Source organism: Lysinibacillus halotolerans (genome assembly GCF_003711845.1).
Taxonomy (GTDB): domain Bacteria; phylum Bacillota; class Bacilli; order Bacillales_A; family Planococcaceae; genus Ureibacillus; species Ureibacillus halotolerans.
Window position 1 is genome coordinate 161,927 of record NZ_RHLQ01000001.1, and the last position, 17,222, is coordinate 179,148.

General features: G+C 37.1%; 14 protein-coding genes. 12 read left to right on the forward strand and 2 right to left on the reverse strand.

All coding sequences use genetic code 11. The annotated features are described in order from the left end of the window. The first annotated feature begins 40 nt into the window (after positions 1 to 40). The 12 genes from EC501_RS00825 (at position 41) to pnp (ending at position 14,888) form a co-directional block, all read left to right on the forward strand. A complete protein-coding gene (locus tag EC501_RS00825) occupies positions 41 to 4,366 on the forward strand; it encodes a PolC-type DNA polymerase III (RefSeq protein ID WP_122970393.1) in 4,326 nt (1,441 codons plus the stop codon). Positions 4,367 to 4,691: 325 nt separating this feature from the next. Continuing rightward, on the forward strand, positions 4,692 to 5,171 hold the full coding sequence (gene rimP / locus EC501_RS00830; RefSeq protein WP_122970394.1) for a ribosome maturation factor RimP: 480 nt from the start codon (positions 4,692 to 4,694) through the stop codon (positions 5,169 to 5,171). Positions 5,172 to 5,193: 22 nt separating this feature from the next. After that, positions 5,194 to 6,330: a transcription termination factor NusA gene (nusA, locus tag EC501_RS00835; protein WP_122970395.1), complete on the forward strand. Its 1,137-nt coding sequence runs from the start codon at positions 5,194 to 5,196 to the stop codon at positions 6,328 to 6,330. Positions 6,331 to 6,388: 58 nt separating this feature from the next. Then, on the forward strand, positions 6,389 to 6,667 hold the full coding sequence (gene rnpM, locus EC501_RS00840; protein ID WP_122970396.1) for an RNase P modulator RnpM: 279 nt from the start codon (positions 6,389 to 6,391) through the stop codon (positions 6,665 to 6,667). Next, a complete protein-coding gene (locus tag EC501_RS00845; RefSeq protein WP_122970397.1) occupies positions 6,664 to 6,969 on the forward strand; it encodes a YlxQ family RNA-binding protein in 306 nt (101 codons plus the stop codon). The genes rnpM and EC501_RS00845 overlap by 4 nt, the downstream gene beginning before the upstream one ends. A 14-nt stretch (positions 6,970 to 6,983) precedes the next feature. Continuing rightward, positions 6,984 to 9,239, forward strand: a complete 2,256-nt coding sequence (gene infB / locus EC501_RS00850; protein ID WP_122970398.1) for a translation initiation factor IF-2 — start codon at positions 6,984 to 6,986, stop codon at positions 9,237 to 9,239. Then, a complete protein-coding gene (locus tag EC501_RS00855; protein WP_122970399.1) occupies positions 9,239 to 9,517 on the forward strand; it encodes a DUF503 domain-containing protein in 279 nt (92 codons plus the stop codon). The genes infB and EC501_RS00855 overlap by 1 nt, the downstream gene beginning before the upstream one ends. A 163-nt stretch (positions 9,518 to 9,680) precedes the next feature. Beyond that, a complete protein-coding gene (gene rbfA, locus EC501_RS00860) occupies positions 9,681 to 10,022 on the forward strand; it encodes a 30S ribosome-binding factor RbfA (RefSeq protein ID WP_122970400.1) in 342 nt (113 codons plus the stop codon). A 113-nt stretch (positions 10,023 to 10,135) separates the two neighbouring features. After that, complete coding sequence (gene truB, locus EC501_RS00865; RefSeq protein ID WP_122970401.1) at positions 10,136 to 11,041, forward strand: tRNA pseudouridine(55) synthase TruB; 906 nt, start codon at positions 10,136 to 10,138, stop codon at positions 11,039 to 11,041. A 21-nt stretch (positions 11,042 to 11,062) separates the two neighbouring features. Further along, on the forward strand, positions 11,063 to 12,019 hold the full coding sequence (gene ribF / locus EC501_RS00870) for a riboflavin biosynthesis protein RibF (protein ID WP_122970402.1): 957 nt from the start codon (positions 11,063 to 11,065) through the stop codon (positions 12,017 to 12,019). A 125-nt stretch (positions 12,020 to 12,144) separates the two neighbouring features. Then, positions 12,145 to 12,414: a 30S ribosomal protein S15 gene (rpsO, locus tag EC501_RS00875; RefSeq protein WP_122970403.1), complete on the forward strand. Its 270-nt coding sequence runs from the start codon at positions 12,145 to 12,147 to the stop codon at positions 12,412 to 12,414. A gap of 362 nt (positions 12,415 to 12,776) precedes the next feature. Further along, on the forward strand, positions 12,777 to 14,888 hold the full coding sequence (pnp, locus tag EC501_RS00880; RefSeq protein ID WP_122970404.1) for a polyribonucleotide nucleotidyltransferase: 2,112 nt from the start codon (positions 12,777 to 12,779) through the stop codon (positions 14,886 to 14,888). 88 nt (positions 14,889 to 14,976) lie between these two features. Here pnp and EC501_RS00885 read toward each other — a convergent pair whose 3' ends face one another. Beyond that, positions 14,977 to 16,260 (reverse strand): ABC transporter permease, encoded by a 1,284-nt coding sequence (locus tag EC501_RS00885; protein ID WP_122970405.1) that lies wholly within the window; start codon positions 16,258 to 16,260, stop codon positions 14,977 to 14,979. Further along, positions 16,250 to 16,945, reverse strand: a complete 696-nt coding sequence (locus tag EC501_RS00890) for an ABC transporter ATP-binding protein (RefSeq protein WP_122970406.1) — start codon at positions 16,943 to 16,945, stop codon at positions 16,250 to 16,252. The genes EC501_RS00885 and EC501_RS00890 overlap by 11 nt, the downstream gene beginning before the upstream one ends. Positions 16,946 to 17,222 lie beyond the last annotated feature (277 nt).

Here is a 17,222-nt window from a genome sequence, read left to right on the forward strand (position 1 = left end):
TTAACTTGAAATTATTTGTAAAAACTAGGTGGTGAGTATAGTGGTAGACAACCAAGAAGCAAGGGAAAGATTTTTAACTTTGTTGCAACAACTACAGCTGACGGAAGATGTCTACATGTCTTTTTTTGAACAAGGAGAACTTTCTAGGTTAACTGTTCATAAAAAAAATCGGATTTGGAGTTTTTCCATTACATTAAACAATATTTTACCGTTCCAATTGTATCAATTATTTCGCACAAGGATGGCAGAACAGTTTTCTCATATCGCACAAGCGTCGATTATGATTGAAGCGCGTAATCCGCAAGTGACAGAACAACTGATATCGGATTATTGGTTAACAGCGGTGGAACAATTGGATGCTTCACCTCCTTTAAAAGATCGTTTGATGAACCAAATCCCTCAATGGACGGGGAATAAATTGATTGTCAATTGTATGGCTGAAATGGAACAGCTTACTTTGAAATCGAAATATGCACAAAAAATTGTAGAGGCATACGGAAACTTAGGTTTCCCTTCTTTCTCAGTCGATTTCCAACTTGTTGAAGCAACAGAAGAAATGATTGAGGCAAGACAACAATATATTGAACAACGCCAATTAGAAGAAGCCCAATTGGCAAAACAAGCTATGGAAGATTTCCAAAGTCGTGAAAAAGCGAAAAGTGATAATCCAGAAGCTGTTGTCAATAACGGTCCATTCCAATTAGGAAATATCATTAAAGATACGGAAATTATGGAAATTCGTCGGGTTGTTGAAGAAGAACGTCGTGTTGTGTTAGAAGGTTTTGTATTTGCTGTCGATATAAAAGAACTAAAAAGTGGACGTTCTTTATTAGAATTAAAAATTACCGATTATACCGATTCCATTTTAGTGAAAATGTTCTCCCGGGATAAAGAAGATGCTGAGAGAATGGCCCAACTGAAAAAAGGAATGTGGGTGAAAGTACGCGGCTCTGTCCAAAATGATACATTCGTTCGGGATTTAGTTGTAATGGCTCAAGATATTAATGAAGTTTATAAAGAATCACGTAAAGATACAGCACCTGAAGGGGAAAAACGGGTAGAGCTTCATTTACATACACCAATGAGTCAAATGGATGCCGTTACACCTATTGATCAATTAGTAGGACAAGCGGCGAAGTGGGGTCATTCTGCAGTAGCGATTACGGACCATGCAGTAGCCCAAGGTTTCCCAGAAGCTTATGCGGCAGGGAAAAAACATGGTATAAAAATTATATATGGGGTTGAAGCAAACTTAGTGGACGACGGTTCACCAATTGCTTATGCCGAACAACATATCCCTTTAGACGATGCAACTTATGTCGTATTTGACGTAGAGACAACAGGTCTTTCAACAGCGTACGATACAATTATCGAATTGGCTGCTGTAAAAATGAAGGAAGGTAAAGTAATCGATAAATTTGAACGATTCGCCAATCCTCATAAACCGTTGTCAGCAAAAATTATCGAGTTAACCCATATTACCGACGATATGTTGCGCGATGCACCGGAAGTGGACGAAGTCATAACGGAATTTAGAGAGTTTATTGGCGATGCGATTGTAGTAGCCCATAATGCTTCCTTTGATATGGGATTTTTATATACCGCTTATGAAAAGGCGGGTATTCAAGGCGTCGTACATCCCGTTATTGATACGTTAGAATTATCTCGTTTCTTAAATCCAACTTTAAAAAGTCATCGTTTAAATACGTTATGTAAACGGTATGGTATTGAATTAACTCAACATCACCGGGCAATATACGATACAGAAGCAACTGGGGAATTATTGTTACATTTACTAAAAGAGTCAAAAGAAAAAGGCATTCATTATCACGATGAATTTAATCAACATATTGATAAAAACGAAAGTTATAAAAAGTCTCGACCTTACCACTGCACGATTTTAGCAATGGACAATGAAGGGTTGAAAAACTTATTTAAATTAATTTCGATTGCCCACACCCAAACGTATTATCGAGTTCCGCGTATTCGCCGTTCGGATCTAATTAAATATCGTAAAGGGCTAATTGTCGGTTCTGGTTGTAGTAACGGGGAATTATTCGAAACGATGATGAATAAATCTCCAGAAGAAGCAGAAAAAGTCGCGAAATTTTATGACTATATAGAAGTACATCCAAAACCTGTTTATGCCCCGTTAATAGAAGGCGGAACGATCCATGATGAATGGAATTTGGAAGATATAATTCGCAAATTAGTGAAGCTTGGCAAACGTTTGGAAAAACCGGTCGTAGCAACAGGTAATGTACACTATTTACATGAAAATGATAGTGTGTTTAGACAAATTTTAGTCGGTTCTCAAGGTGGGGCTAATCCATTAAATCGCTATAAATTACCTGCTGTACATTTCCGGACTACAAATGAAATGTTAAAGGAATTCGATTTTTTAGGGCCAGACATAGCAAAGGAAATTGTTGTGACGAACTCACAAAAAATTGCTAATATGATCGGTGATGTGAAACCGATTAAAGATGAGCTTTATACGCCGAAAATTGAAGGTTCTGATGAAGAAGTTACGAATTTAACGTATGAAATGGCCCATAAAATTTATGGAGAAGAATTACCTGAAATTGTGAAAGCGCGGATTGAAAAAGAGTTGAAGTCTATTTTAGGGAACGGGTTCGGCGTAATTTATTTAATTTCTGCGAAACTAGTGAAAAAATCCCTTGCCGATGGATACTTAGTTGGTTCCCGTGGTTCGGTAGGTTCTTCATTAGTCGCAACGTTCATGGAAATAACGGAGGTAAATCCGTTACCACCCCATTACATTTGTCCAAATTGTAAAAATGTAGAGTTTTTCGATGATGGTTCGGTAGGTAGTGGATTTGACTTACCTAACAAAGACTGTCCAAAATGCGGTACCCGTTATAAAAAGGATGGACAAGACATTCCTTTTGAAACGTTCCTAGGATTTAAAGGGGACAAAGTACCTGATATCGACTTGAACTTCTCTGGGGAATACCAACCTCAAGCCCATAATTATACGAAGGTACTGTTCGGGGAAGATTATGTTTATCGTGCGGGTACAATCGGTACTGTAGCCGAAAAAACAGCGTACGGTTATGTAAGAGGTTATTCCAATGATAATAATGTGACGTTCCGTGGAGCAGAAGTGGACCGACTTGTACAAGGTTGTACTGGTGTAAAACGGACGACGGGTCAACACCCAGGTGGTATTATCGTTGTTCCAGATTATATGGATATTTATGATTTTACACCTGTGCAATATCCGGCAGATGCCCAAGATGCCGAGTGGAAAACAACCCATTTTGACTTCCACTCCATTCATGATAACGTGTTAAAGCTCGATATACTTGGACACGATGATCCGACTGTGATTAGGATGCTACAGGATTTATCCGGTATCGATCCGAAAACAGTCCCAACCGATGATCCAGAAGTAATGAAAATCTTCTCTTCTCCAGAATCACTAGGGGTAACTGAAGAACAAATTGGATGTAAAACTGGTACTTTAGGTATTCCTGAGTTTGGTACAAGATTCGTTCGTCAAATGTTAGAGGATACAAAACCGTCTACCTTTAGTGAACTTGTTCAAATTTCCGGTCTTTCCCATGGTACTGACGTTTGGTTAGGAAATGCTCAAGAATTAATTCAAAACGGTACATGTGTTTTATCCGAAGTAATTGGCTGTCGTGACGATATTATGGTGTATTTAATTTATCAAGGGTTAGAACCAAGTTTTGCTTTCAAAATAATGGAATCCGTTCGTAAAGGGAAAGGATTAACCGAAGAAATGGAAGTAGAAATGCGGGCGCAAAATGTACCGGAATGGTATATCGATTCATGTAAAAAAATTAAATACATGTTTCCGAAAGCCCATGCCGCAGCCTATGTTTTAATGGCGGTACGTATAGCTTGGTTTAAAGTGCATCATCCTATTTTATATTACGCTGCCTATTTTACCGTTCGTGCAAGTGATTTTGACTTAATTGCGATGACTCAAGGTTCGGCGATGATTCGTTCTCGCATCGATGAAATCAATGCAAAAGGGTTAGATGCTTCCAAAAAGGAAAAAGACTTACTGACGGTTTTAGAGCTTGCTTTAGAAATGTGCGAGCGAGGTATGAGCTTCAAAAAAGTAGACCTTTATCGTTCACAAGCAAGCGAGTTTATAATAGACGGTAATTCATTAATTCCACCCTTTGATGCGATTCCTGGTCTAGGGACTAACGTTGCGAAAGCAATTGTTGCCGCTAGAGAGGATGGTGAATTTTTATCGAAAGAAGATTTACAACAACGGGGTCGAGTTTCGAAAACATTAATTGAGTATATGGATTCTTTAGGATGTTTAGAAGGACTACCGGATGCGAATCAACTTTCCTTATTCTAATAAAATGAACCATTACTTTTATGCGTCTTTAGAAAAGATGCTATAACGCTAGGAGTTAATTGATTTATTACCAATGGAGTAACACATTTACGTAAATTTGCATTAAGTAATAATTTGTGCTATTGTTATGGTAATAATTTGTTGATAGTTTTGCAGCAAAAGAGTGGGGCTTTCCCGCTCTTTTCTGTTGTTATGCTAATCCAAATTTTTCTTACCTTTAGGTACTACTTTAAAATTTCACCATTTTTGGTGGAATTTCTGTTTTTTAACTAACTACTGTCATCTAACATGTATAAGCAACAGACAATTACGTAGGGAGGATACTATGAGCAAAGTAACGTCAGTAATTGAAGAGCTTGTTACACCAATTTTAGAAGAATTGAACCTAGAATTAGTCGATATAGAGTTTCTGAAAGAGGGCCGCAATTGGTTCCTTCGTGTCTATATAGATACACCTGAAGGCGGAATTGATATTGATCAATGTGCCATTGTAAGTGAGCGTCTAAGTTTAGTTCTGGATGAAAAGGACCCAATCGAGCAAAACTATTATTTAGAAGTATCTTCACCAGGTGCGGAACGACCATTAAAAAAAGAATCTGATTTTAAAAAAGCAGTAGGTAAATTTATTTATGTGAAAACATATGAGCCGATTAAGGACATGAAAGAATTCCAAGGCTATTTGAGAGCATATACTGAACAAGGTTTAGAGCTTGAAATTCGTATTAAAACACGTAAAATGACGATATTTATCGAAAAAGAAAAAATCGCTAAAGCACGACTTGCAATCGATTTTTCATCAAACTAGCTATTTAGGAGTGAAAACAAAAATGAGTAGTGATTTACTAGATGCTTTAACTGCTCTGGAGCAGCAAAAAGGCATTTCAAGAGATATTTTAATTGAAGCAATCGAAGCTGCATTAGTAACTGCATATAAACGAAACTTTAATCAAGCACAAAATGTACGTGTCGATTTAAACTTAGAGAATGGTTCAATGGTCGTGTATTCTCGTAAAGATGTCGTTGAAGAAGTGGAAGATGACCGTCTTCAAATTTCTCTTGAAGATGCTAAAGAAATTAACCCTGCTTATGAAATTGGTGACGTATTAGAACAAGAAGTAACTCCTCGCAACTTTGGTCGTATTGCTGCGCAAACAGCTAAGCAGGTTGTTACACAACGTGTTCGTGAAGCAGAGCGCGGACTAATCTACGAAGAATATGTAGATCGTACAGATGATATTGTCAATGGCGTCATTGAACGCCAAGACGCTCGTAACATTTACATTAGCTTAGGGAAGGTGGAGGCTGCTCTACCTACTAATGAACAAATTCAAGGTGAAGTATATAAACCTCAATCAAGAATTCGTGTTTATATTACAAAAGTTGAGCGTACGACACGCGGACCTCAAATCATTGTTTCTCGTACACATCCAGGATTACTACGCAGACTATTCGAAATGGAAGTTCCAGAAATTTTCGAAGGTATTGTAGAAATTAAATCCATTGCTCGCGAAGCAGGGGATCGCTCTAAAATTTCTGTTTATGCTCACAATGAAGAAATCGATGCAGTAGGGGCATGCGTTGGTGCTAAAGGTGCGCGAGTGCAAACGATTGTCAACGAATTAAATGGAGAAAAAATTGACATTGTAGAATGGTCAGAAGATCCAGTCGTTTTCGTTGCAAATGCACTTAGTCCTTCACAAGTATTAGATGTGATCGTAAACGAAGAAGAAAAATCGACTACTGTTGTCGTTCCTGATTATCAGCTTTCTCTTGCTATTGGTAAGCGTGGTCAAAATGCACGTCTTGCTGCAAAATTAACAGGTTGGAAAATTGATATTAAAAGTGAAACGGATGCTCGTGAATTAGGAATTTATCCGAACGAGACAAGTCGTTTTGTTCAAGAAGACAAAGATGCTTCCTTCGAAGATATTGGGTACGACCTTTATCAAGACGAAGAAGAATAACGACACAGTTAGGAATAAGTTTTAATTTTCTCGTTTTATATAGGGAAGGTGATATCTCATGTCAACGAAAAAAAAGGTTCCATTACGTAAATGTGTTGTAACGGGCGAGATGCTTCCTAAGAAATCTATGATACGAATTGTTCGCTCAAAAGAAGGAGAAGTATCGGTCGATGTAACAGGGAAAAAATCCGGACGCGGTGCTTATATTTCAAAATCGGAAGAAGCGGTGGAAACTGCGCGGAAGAAAAATATATTAGAGCGCCAATTAGAAGTGAAAATTCCAGATGAAGTTTATGAGGAACTCATTAAACTCATTCGTCGGGAGTCAATTTTATGAATCAGAGACTACTGCAACTATTAGGATTGGCAGCAAGAGCAAGAAAAGTAGTCTCAGGGGAAGAGTTAGTAGTAAAGGAAATACGTACGAATAAAGCAAAGCTTGTACTACTAGCCGCTGACGCCTCAAAAAATTCTAGTAAAAAAATTCAAGATAAATGTACGTATTACAACGTTGAGTATCATGTGTTTGGTGATCGCTACCAGCTAGGGACTGCAATTGGTAAAGAAGCACGTGTCGCACTTGCTATTACAGATAGCGGATTCGCGAAAAAGATGTCTAGTCTACTCAACGAAAATTAATCGGGGGTGAGCAGATGACCAAAATAAGAGTTCATGAATATGCGAAAAAAGTAAGTAAATCAAGTAAAGAAGTTATAGAAGAACTAAAAAAATTAAACATCACTGTTTCGAATCATATGTCAATGCTTGAAGGAGATGCTGTTTCCAAATTAGACTCAGTGTTTAATAAAGGAACACAAGCTCAAGCAAAACAAGAGACAAAAGAAAAGAAACAAGCTACACCAAATGCTCAAAAGTCTCAAACGAAAGAGCAAAATAGACCGCAAAAGAAATCACCAAATCAAACTAACAATGAACAAAGACAATCGCCTCAATCGAACGGCGAAAAACCAAAGAATAAGGGTAACCATAACAAAAATATGGATCATAATAATAAAAATCAAACTAACAATAATAACAATCGTAACAACAATAAAGGCGGATTTAATCAACGTAAAAAACCTGGTATTCACGGGGGAAAACGCCGTCAGCCTAAACATCAACAACCACAAACACCGGTAACACCTAAAGAATTACCAGAAAAAATTACGTTTTATGAATCTTTATCTGTTGCAGAGCTTGCAAAAAAATTACACCGCGAACCATCAGAAATCATTAAAAAATTATTTATGCTTGGTGTCATGGCAACAATTAATCAAGAGTTAGATAAAGATGCGATTGAGTTAATCTGTGCTGATTATGGTGTAGAAGTAGAAGAAGAAGTACGCGTTGATATTACAGATTTAGATGCGTACTTTGAACAAAATGAAGAAAACGAACAATCGATGGAAGAACGTCCTCCAGTTGTAACAATTATGGGGCACGTTGACCATGGTAAAACAACATTACTTGACTCAATTCGTCATACAAAAGTAACAGCTGGTGAAGCTGGTGGTATCACTCAACATATTGGTGCTTACCAAGTTGATATTAACGGTAAAAAGATTACATTTTTAGATACGCCTGGACACGCAGCATTTACAACGATGCGTGCCCGTGGTGCAAGTATTACCGATTTAGCAATTATTGTTGTCGCTGCTGATGATGGGGTTATGCCTCAAACAGTAGAAGCAATTAACCATGCGAAAGCGGCTGAAGTTCCAATTATTGTTGCAGTAAACAAAATGGATAAACCTTCTGCAAATCCAGACCGTGTAATGCAAGAATTAACAGAACACGGATTAGTTCCTGAAGATTGGGGCGGCGATACGATTTTCGTTCCAATATCTGCCCTTAAAGGTGAAGGTATTGATACGCTATTAGAGATGATACTATTAGTGTCGGAAGTAGCAGAATTAAAAGCAAACCCAAATCGTTCAGCAATCGGTACAGTGATCGAAGCCCAATTAGATAAAGGTAGAGGTTCTGTTGCTACTTTATTAGTACAGGATGGTACTTTACGTGTTGGTGATCCAATCGTTGTTGGCCATGCTTATGGACGTGTCCGTGCAATGGTGAATGATATTGGCCGACGTGTTAAAGAGGCAGGTCCTGCTACACCTGTTGAAATTACAGGTATTAACGAAGTACCTCAAGCTGGTGACCGTTTTGTTGTCTTCGAAGACGAGAAAACTGCTCGCCAAGTGGGTGAATCCCGTGCTATGACTGCTATTCAAGCTAGTCGTTCTGAAAAACAACGGGTGACACTTGATAACTTATTCGAGCAAATGTCACAAGGCGATGTAAAAGAATTAAATATTATTGTTAAAGCGGACGTTCAAGGTACTGTAGAAGCAATGGCCGCATCATTAATGAAAATTGACGTTGAAGGTGTTAACGTAAAAATTATTCATACTGGTGCCGGCGCAATTACAGAATCTGATATTTCATTAGCAGCTGCTTCAAACGCAATCGTTATTGGTTTCAATGTACGCCCAGATACGAATGCGAAACGTGCAGCGGAAGCAGAAGGCGTAGATATTCGATTACACCGTATTATTTACAAAGTAATTGAAGAAATCGAAGCGGCAATGAAAGGAATGCTTGACCCTGAATATGAAGAAAAAATCATTGGTCAAGCTGAAGTTCGTCAAACAATTAAAGTTTCTAAAGTTGGAACAATCGCTGGTTCTTACGTAACAGAAGGGAAAGTAACTCGTGATTCTGGCGTTCGTGTCATTCGTGACGGAATCGTTGTATTTGAAGGTGAATTAGATTCATTAAAACGTTTCAAAGACGACGCTAAAGAAGTGGCAAAAGGTTACGAATGTGGTATGACGATCAAAAACTTTAATGACATTAAAGAGGGCGATATTATCGAAGCCTTCATAATGGAAGAAATTAAACGATAATGATCGTCTATGCGGAAGTTGAGTTCATTATTTCTGATTCCCATTCGTTAAAAGAAAAGCGAGCTGTTCTCCAGCGAATGATTACACGGACAAAACAGAAATTTAATGTTTCTGTTGCAGAAATTGATCATCAAAATGTATGGCAACGGACAAGAATTGCTCTTGTCTGTGTGTCATCATCAAAGATGAGTGCAGAGCGAGAAATCAATCATGCACTTCACTTCCTTCAATCCAATCCTTCGTGGGAACAACTCGAGGTTTGGAAAGATTATTTATAATTCGTCCGAAAAGGGACAAATTGCGCTGAGGCGTACAAGTTTAAATGATATTAAGGTAAGAACGATGCCTTCTTACATCACTTATCTATTAAGTAAAACAAGGCTTAATTTTCGTGAACCTAAAGGGGCATCATTCTTACTTTAAAAAAGAGGTGGCACAATTATGTCATTACGTTCAAATCGAATTGCTGAGCAAATGAAAAAAGAACTTGGCGATATCATTACTCGTAAATTAAAAGACCCAAGAGTTGGGTTTGTTACAATTACTGATGTAGCCGTAACTGGTGATCTTCAACAAGCAACGGTTTACATCTCATCTCTAGGTAGTGAACGGGAACGGGAAGAGACATTGAAGGCTTTAGTAAAAGCATCAGGTTTCATCCGTACAGAAATCGGTCATCGAATTCGTTTGCGTCGTACTCCAGAAATCACATTTGAATTTGATTCAGCTGTGGAATATGGAAACAAAATCGATGCATTGTTACGTTCTCTTCATGAGGAATAAAAGTTAGTGAAGTCTACATCTGCATAAAGTTGTGCGATGTAGACTTTTTCTGTTTATCATGATGAGCATGCATAGATAGAAAAATACAAGAAAAATAGTTTAAGGAGCACAATATGAACGGCATTTTACCTCTCTGGAAGGAAAGAGGCATGACAAGCCATGATTGCGTCTTTCAATTAAGAAAAATTTTAAAAACAAAAAAGGTCGGTCATACTGGAACGCTAGACCCAGGTGTAGAAGGTGTCTTGCCTATATGCATTGGACAGGCAACACGAATTGCAGAATATTTAACAGATGCTGGAAAGGTCTATGAAGCGGTTGTATCCATTGGAAAAACAACAGCAACGGAGGATGCAGAAGGTGAAACGGTTAATCAGGATCTTTCCTTCAAAAAAATTTCAAGACAACAGTTGTTAGAAACATTGGAAAGTTTAACGGGCGTTATTGAACAAACCCCACCAATGTATTCTGCCGTAAAAGTAAACGGTAAAAAATTATATGAATATGCCCGCAAAGGGGAAGTAGTTGAGCGTCCAACAAGAAAAGTGACCATTTACTCCTTACAATTGTTGGATGATGAAGAGAGTTTTGCAGGGGAAGAAATTACTTTCCACATTCGTATTGCATGTAGCAAAGGGACATATATTCGTACCCTTGCTGTGCAAATTGGAGAAAAATTAGGCTATCCTGCCCACATGGCATCCCTTGTAAGAACAGCTTCTGGTACTTTCCAAAAAGAAAATTGTGTTACACTACAACAAGTACAAGAAATGATGAAGGAAGTAACGATAGATCAAATCATATTACCCGTTGAGTATGCCCTATCTACCTATCCGTTTATTGAAGTTGATGAATCTAATGAAAAGCAAATATTAAATGGACAAGTACTTCCGAAACATACATTATTAAAAGAAAATGATAAAATTGTATATAGCATGAATGGAAAGGCTCTTGCAGTATATGTAAAGCATCCAACAAAAGAAGGTTTTATGAAACCAGAAAAAATGTTCCCAAACTAATTATAGGAGGCAAGTTTTCAGATGAAGGTTGTTCATTTAAAATACCCCCATCAATTAAATCTAGCAAATGAATCCACTGCATACTCTCTTGCAGTAGGATTCTTTGATGGTGTACATAGAGGGCATCAAGCGGTTATTCAAAATGCGATTCATATGGCAGAACAATTGGGGATTGAAAGTGCCGTTATGACCTTTGATCCTCATCCATCTATTGTTTTAGGAGGCCGTAAAGAAAAGGTATTTTACATAACGCCTTTGCAACAAAAATTGGATATTCTTGAGGAAATCGGTGTGGAAAATGTTTTTGTCGTTCAATTTACATCCGATTTTGCGAAACTATCTCCTGAAGATTTTATCCAATATTTTATAAGGGATTTAAATGTAAAACACGTTTCCGCAGGATTTGATTTTTCATTTGGTAGTTTAGGAAAGGGAAATATGGATATAATGAAAGAGTATAGTAATGGAGATTATGGCGTGTCCGTTATTAGCAAACAAACGGACGGAGAAGAAAAAATTAGTTCTACTCGAATTCGCCATTATTTACAAGAAGGGGATATGGAGAGCGCTGCAAATTTACTTGGTCGTGCTTACGAAGTACCTGGTCTTGTTGTTCATGGTGACAAACGTGGTCGAACAATCGGTTTCCCTACAGCTAATATTAAATCCATCGAAGGAAGTTTTATTCCAGCAATCGGTGTGTATGCAGTCAAAATTTTAGTTCAAAATAAATGGTATGATGGAGTTTGTAATGTTGGATATAAGCCGACATTTAAAAATCCGGACGATAAGCAATTATCGATCGAAGTACACATTTTAAACTTTGAAAAAAATATTTACGGTGAAGAAGTAAAAGTTGGTTGGTATAAACGAATTCGTAACGAACAAAAATTTGACGGCATCGAATCTTTAAAAGCTCAAATCGAGCGAGATAAAAACGAAGCAATTGAATACTTCAAGACACTTCGTAATAGTTGATTGTAAACTAAAAGTATGATACTATTCTTTAAGTGCTATGCGCACTATACCTTAGCTCGGCATTTCGATTCTCCAACGACTGCTGTGCTAGTGGTGTAAATTATTATTTAGGAGGTCCATTCAACATGGCAATTACAAAAGAACGTAAAAACGAAATTATCGCTGAGTACCGTACTCACGAAGGAGATACTGGTTCTCCAGAAGTACAAATCGCAGTATTAACTGCTGAAATCAATGCTTTAAATGATCACTTAGGTACTCATAAAAAAGATTTCCACTCTCAACGTGGTCTTCTTAAAAAAGTAGGTCGTCGTCGTCACTTATTAAAATATCTTCGCGAAACTGACGTTCAACGTTACCGTGAACTAATCAATCGTCTAGGTTTACGTCGATAATAAGAAAAGCTGAGTAGCTTTACTCTGTTTAAAAAAAGCGGGAACATTCCCGCTTTTTATTTATGTATAAAGTTGTTAGTAAATATTTATAAATAAGGATAGAAATATTATCTCCTAAATAATTTGTAAAAAATATACGAAAAAGCCATAATTATATTGAAAATATTTAGCATAGAAATTGCTTTTTTGATACACTTACTAATGGTATATAAGAATGAAACAATCAATCGATGGAAATATCAGTTGGTTGTAAGTGATTATCGGGCTTTTTACGGACACTTCCTTACATAATCATTGGATGTGCCGCAAATAGCGGGATAAAATCGTGACGTAGTGTGTTTCAAGAGAAAGGGGTTCATTATATGACCGAAAAGAAAGTCTATTCATATGAATGGGCTGGCCGACAACTAGTAGTAGAAGTAGGACAGCTAGCTAAACAAGCAAATGGCGCAACATTAATTCGCTACGGTGAATCAGCAGTACTTGCGACAGCAACAATGTCAAAAACACCAAAAGCATTAGATTTCTTCCCATTAACAGTTAACTATGAAGAACGTCTATACGCAGCAGGTAAAATTCCAGGAGGATTCATTAAACGGGAAGGTCGTCCATCAGAGCATGCGATTTTAGTTTCTCGTCTAATTGACCGTCCTATTCGTCCAATGTTCCCTGATGGCTTCCGTAATGAAGTACAAGTTATCTCTATGGTCATGTCATCAGATCCAGACTGCCCAACAGATGTAGCAGCAATGTTTGGTTCATCTTTAGCATTGGCTGTTTCGGACATTCCATTTGATGGTCCAATCGCAGGTGTACATGTTGGTTATATCGATGGTGAATTCGTACTTAACCCAACAACAGAACAATCTGAAAAAAGTACTGTTCACTTAACTGTGGCAGGTAACAAAGATGCAATTAACATGGTAGAAGCAGGTGCGTTAGAAGTTCCAGAAGAAATCATGCTTGAAGCAATTATGTTCGGTCATGAAGAAATTAAGAAATTAATTGCGTTCCAAGAACAAATTGTTGCAGAAGTAGGTAAAGAAAAATTAGCAGTAGAATTATATGAAATCGATGAAGAACTTTCATCTCAAGTGAAAGGGCTTTGCGAAGAAGACATGAACGCTGCTATTCAAACGGTGGAAAAACATGCTCGTGAAGATGCGATTAATGCTGTTAAAGAACGTGTTATTGCCCACTATGAAGAACAAGAAGCAGATGAAGATACATTAAAGCAAGTAAAATCCATTTTAGACAAGATGGTTAAAGATGAAGTTCGCCGTTTAATTACAGAGGAAAAAATCCGTCCTGATGGCCGTAAAGTTGATGAAATTCGACCTTTATCTTCTGAAGTAGGTTTATTAGAACGTGCCCATGGTTCAGGATTGTTTACACGTGGACAAACTCAAGCACTTTCCATCTGTACATTAGGTCCATTAGGGGACGTACAAATTATCGATGGTTTAGGACTTGAAGAATCTAAACGTTTCATGCACCACTATAACTTCCCTCAATTCTCAGTTGGGGAAACAGGACCGATGCGCGGACCTGGACGTCGTGAAATTGGACACGGAGCATTGGGAGAACGTGCATTACTTGCTGTTATTCCAGATGAGTCTGAGTTCCCATATGCGATTCGTTGTGTATCGGAAGTATTAGAATCTAACGGTTCTACTTCTCAAGCATCCATTTGTGCATCAACTCTTGCGATGATGGACGCTGGTGTTCCGATTAAAGCTCCAGTAGCAGGTATTGCAATGGGTCTTGTGAAAAAAGGGGAACATTACACGATTTTAACAGACATTCAAGGTATGGAAGACCACCTTGGAGATATGGACTTTAAAGTAGCTGGTACTGCCAAAGGTGTTACAGCACTTCAAATGGATATTAAAATTGACGGTTTATCCCGCAATATTTTAGAAGAGGCATTACAACAAGCAAAAGCAGGACGAATGATTATTCTAGAATCAATGCTTGCAACATTAGATGCGCCACGCACTCACTTATCTAAATATGCACCGAAAATTGAAGTCGTTCATATTAACCCAGAAAAAATCCGTGATGTCATCGGTTCTGGTGGTAAAACGATTAACAAAATTATCGATGAAACGGGCGTAAAAATCGATACAGAACAAGACGGTACAATTTACATCTCTTCAGCTAACGAAGAAATGAATAAACGTGCAAAAGAAATTATCGAATCCATCGTACGCGAAGCAAAAGTTGGCGAATATTATATGGCAACTGTAAAACGTATCGAGAAATTCGGTGCATTCTGTGAAATCTTCCCAGGAAAAGATGGCTTATTACACATTTCGGAAATTCAAGAAGAACGTACGAATAAAGTGGAAGACGTGTTAAAAATCGGTGATCAATTACTTGTCAAATGTATTGAAATTGATAACCAAGGGCGCGTAAATTTATCTCGCAAAGTCGTTCTAAAAGAAGAAAAAGAACGTGCTGAACAAGCCTAAAACAATCCCTTATAAAAAAGTTAAGCGTAGACTAAGTTACTAATACTTTGTCTACGCTTATTTTTATGAATATTTTTTCGTTTAAGTATTACAATTCTTGACGTAATGCTTGAATGACTTCAATTTTTGTCGCATTACGTGCCGGGCGCCAACCGGAAATAATGGCTACTAGTAAACTAATACTCCCTGCAACTAACACAAGACTAATTGGAATTAATGAGAAGGTAAGTTCGTAATTTGATAAATCTTCTTCAGATAAAGCAAAGGATACAACATAAGGTAAAATAGCATTTGCCGCAAAACTAATTACATAGGATACAATAACAGCTAATACGGTACCTAAAAGGCCTATAAATGTACTTTCCATTAAAAATAATCGTTGAATTAAATTCGGAGAAGCCCCTATTGCTTTTAACACACCAATCTCACGAGTTCTTTCTGTAACAGCCATTGTCATCGTATTAAATATACCAATAGAAGCAATAAGAATAGCGATTGTTCCTATAAATATAAGTCCTATTTTAAAAATAAGGAAGAACAGATCCATTTCTTCTAATTGTTCAATTTGCGAGTATACTTGATAGTTTTGATCTTTTAATGTCTCTAAAACAGGCATAACATTCTCGACAGAATCTACATAAATAAAAGTGGACGGATACGTGACTAAGTTAGGAAACTTGTCCAATAAAGCATCACTAAACTGAATGGAAGAATCAACATACCAATCATAGGACGGTTTCTTTAATATACCGACAATTTTGAAGGTAGAAGGCTCTGTATATGCTTCAGTCTCAGCATTGTAAAACTGAAGGTTTACTTCCTTATTTAAAATATCACCTTTATAGCCTTCCTCAGAACCATCGTAATAGGATCCCTGTTCTTCAGCCTCCTTTGATTTTTTCTCAATGATTGCTCTATCTTCTTCATTTAATAAACTTTGAGCAAAATGATAACCGACGACAATTTCGTTCGCTTGCTCTGGTAAGCGACCTTCATTTAAATTCGATGGAAGTTGTTTGAGTTCTGACGTATTATAAATAACTCCCGTTGATTCACCTTTACGATCTTCAAAGGATGTGGAGACAATACCATCTAGTTCAGCCTTATTTAAAACGACATTTACATGATCAACGCTCTCGATATATTCTCGATCCTTTTCTGAAAGGGTTTCATCCCCATAAAGCTCAATTTTCGTAATTTCCTCTTGTGAAAGAATATCATTCCGTAAAGTTTCTTGAATACCAAACCCAACTGAAGCTAGTACAATTAAAAAGGAACATCCTATCATTGCAGCTAATATTGTCATCGTAACGCGCAGTTTATTTTTTTTCATATGTTGAAATACAAATTGTAATTGATCTTTAAATAACATGAGCCATACCTCCTACTAATACACCATCTGCCATTCGAAATTTACGATCTGCAATGGAAGCAACTTCTTCATCATGGGTAATGATAATAAACGTAATATTATCTTGTTCATTCAATTGCTGAATAAGGGTTAATATTTCCTTTTCCGTTTGTGAATCTAAACTACCAGTTGGTTCATCAGCCAATATAATAGGCGGGTTTGTAATCATAGCTCTAGCGATTGATACCCGTTGCTGCTGCCCGCCGGAAAGTTCATTTGGGTAATGATCTGCTACTCCAGCCAGTTCAACCTTTGTAAGGATTTCACTAACTTTCTTTTTCCGTATTGCTGGACTAATGCCTTTTAGTTTTAAAGGTAGTTCAACATTTTCAAATACCGTTTGAGAAGATAACAGTTGGAAGTTTTGAAAAATGAAGCCGAAATGATCTAATCGGAACGCAGTACTTTGTTTTTCCGTAAAACCAGCAATTTCTGTATTATTTACAATGATCGATCCAGAATCAGGTTTCATAAAACCAGCAATCGTTTGTAGTAACGTCGATTTTCCTGAACCACTTTTTCCTACAATAGCCACTATTTCTCCTTGTTCAATACGGAAGTTGATATCCTTTAATACTTCCACCTTTTTTTCCTGACCCTTTTTTCCAATAATAAAAGTGTGTTGTAATGATTGAACAGTAATCATATTGTTTTTCATTCCTTTATTAAGTGATAAATTCATTGTAGGAAAAAAATCTGAAGAAAATGGAAGGACAATTATGAAGAATTTCTTAATAGTTTCATAAAAAGTATGAAAGAAAAATTCGTTTTCAAAAGTTGAAGGTTAGAGAAGATTAGCATATGATTATTAAATGCTACGAATATTTTTCTTTGTTCTATAACGTTTTTCTATTTAAAAAAGTAGAACGTAAGAAAGGAAACAGCCTTTTAGCAAAATGATTGGCGAAAACATTGAATTTGTG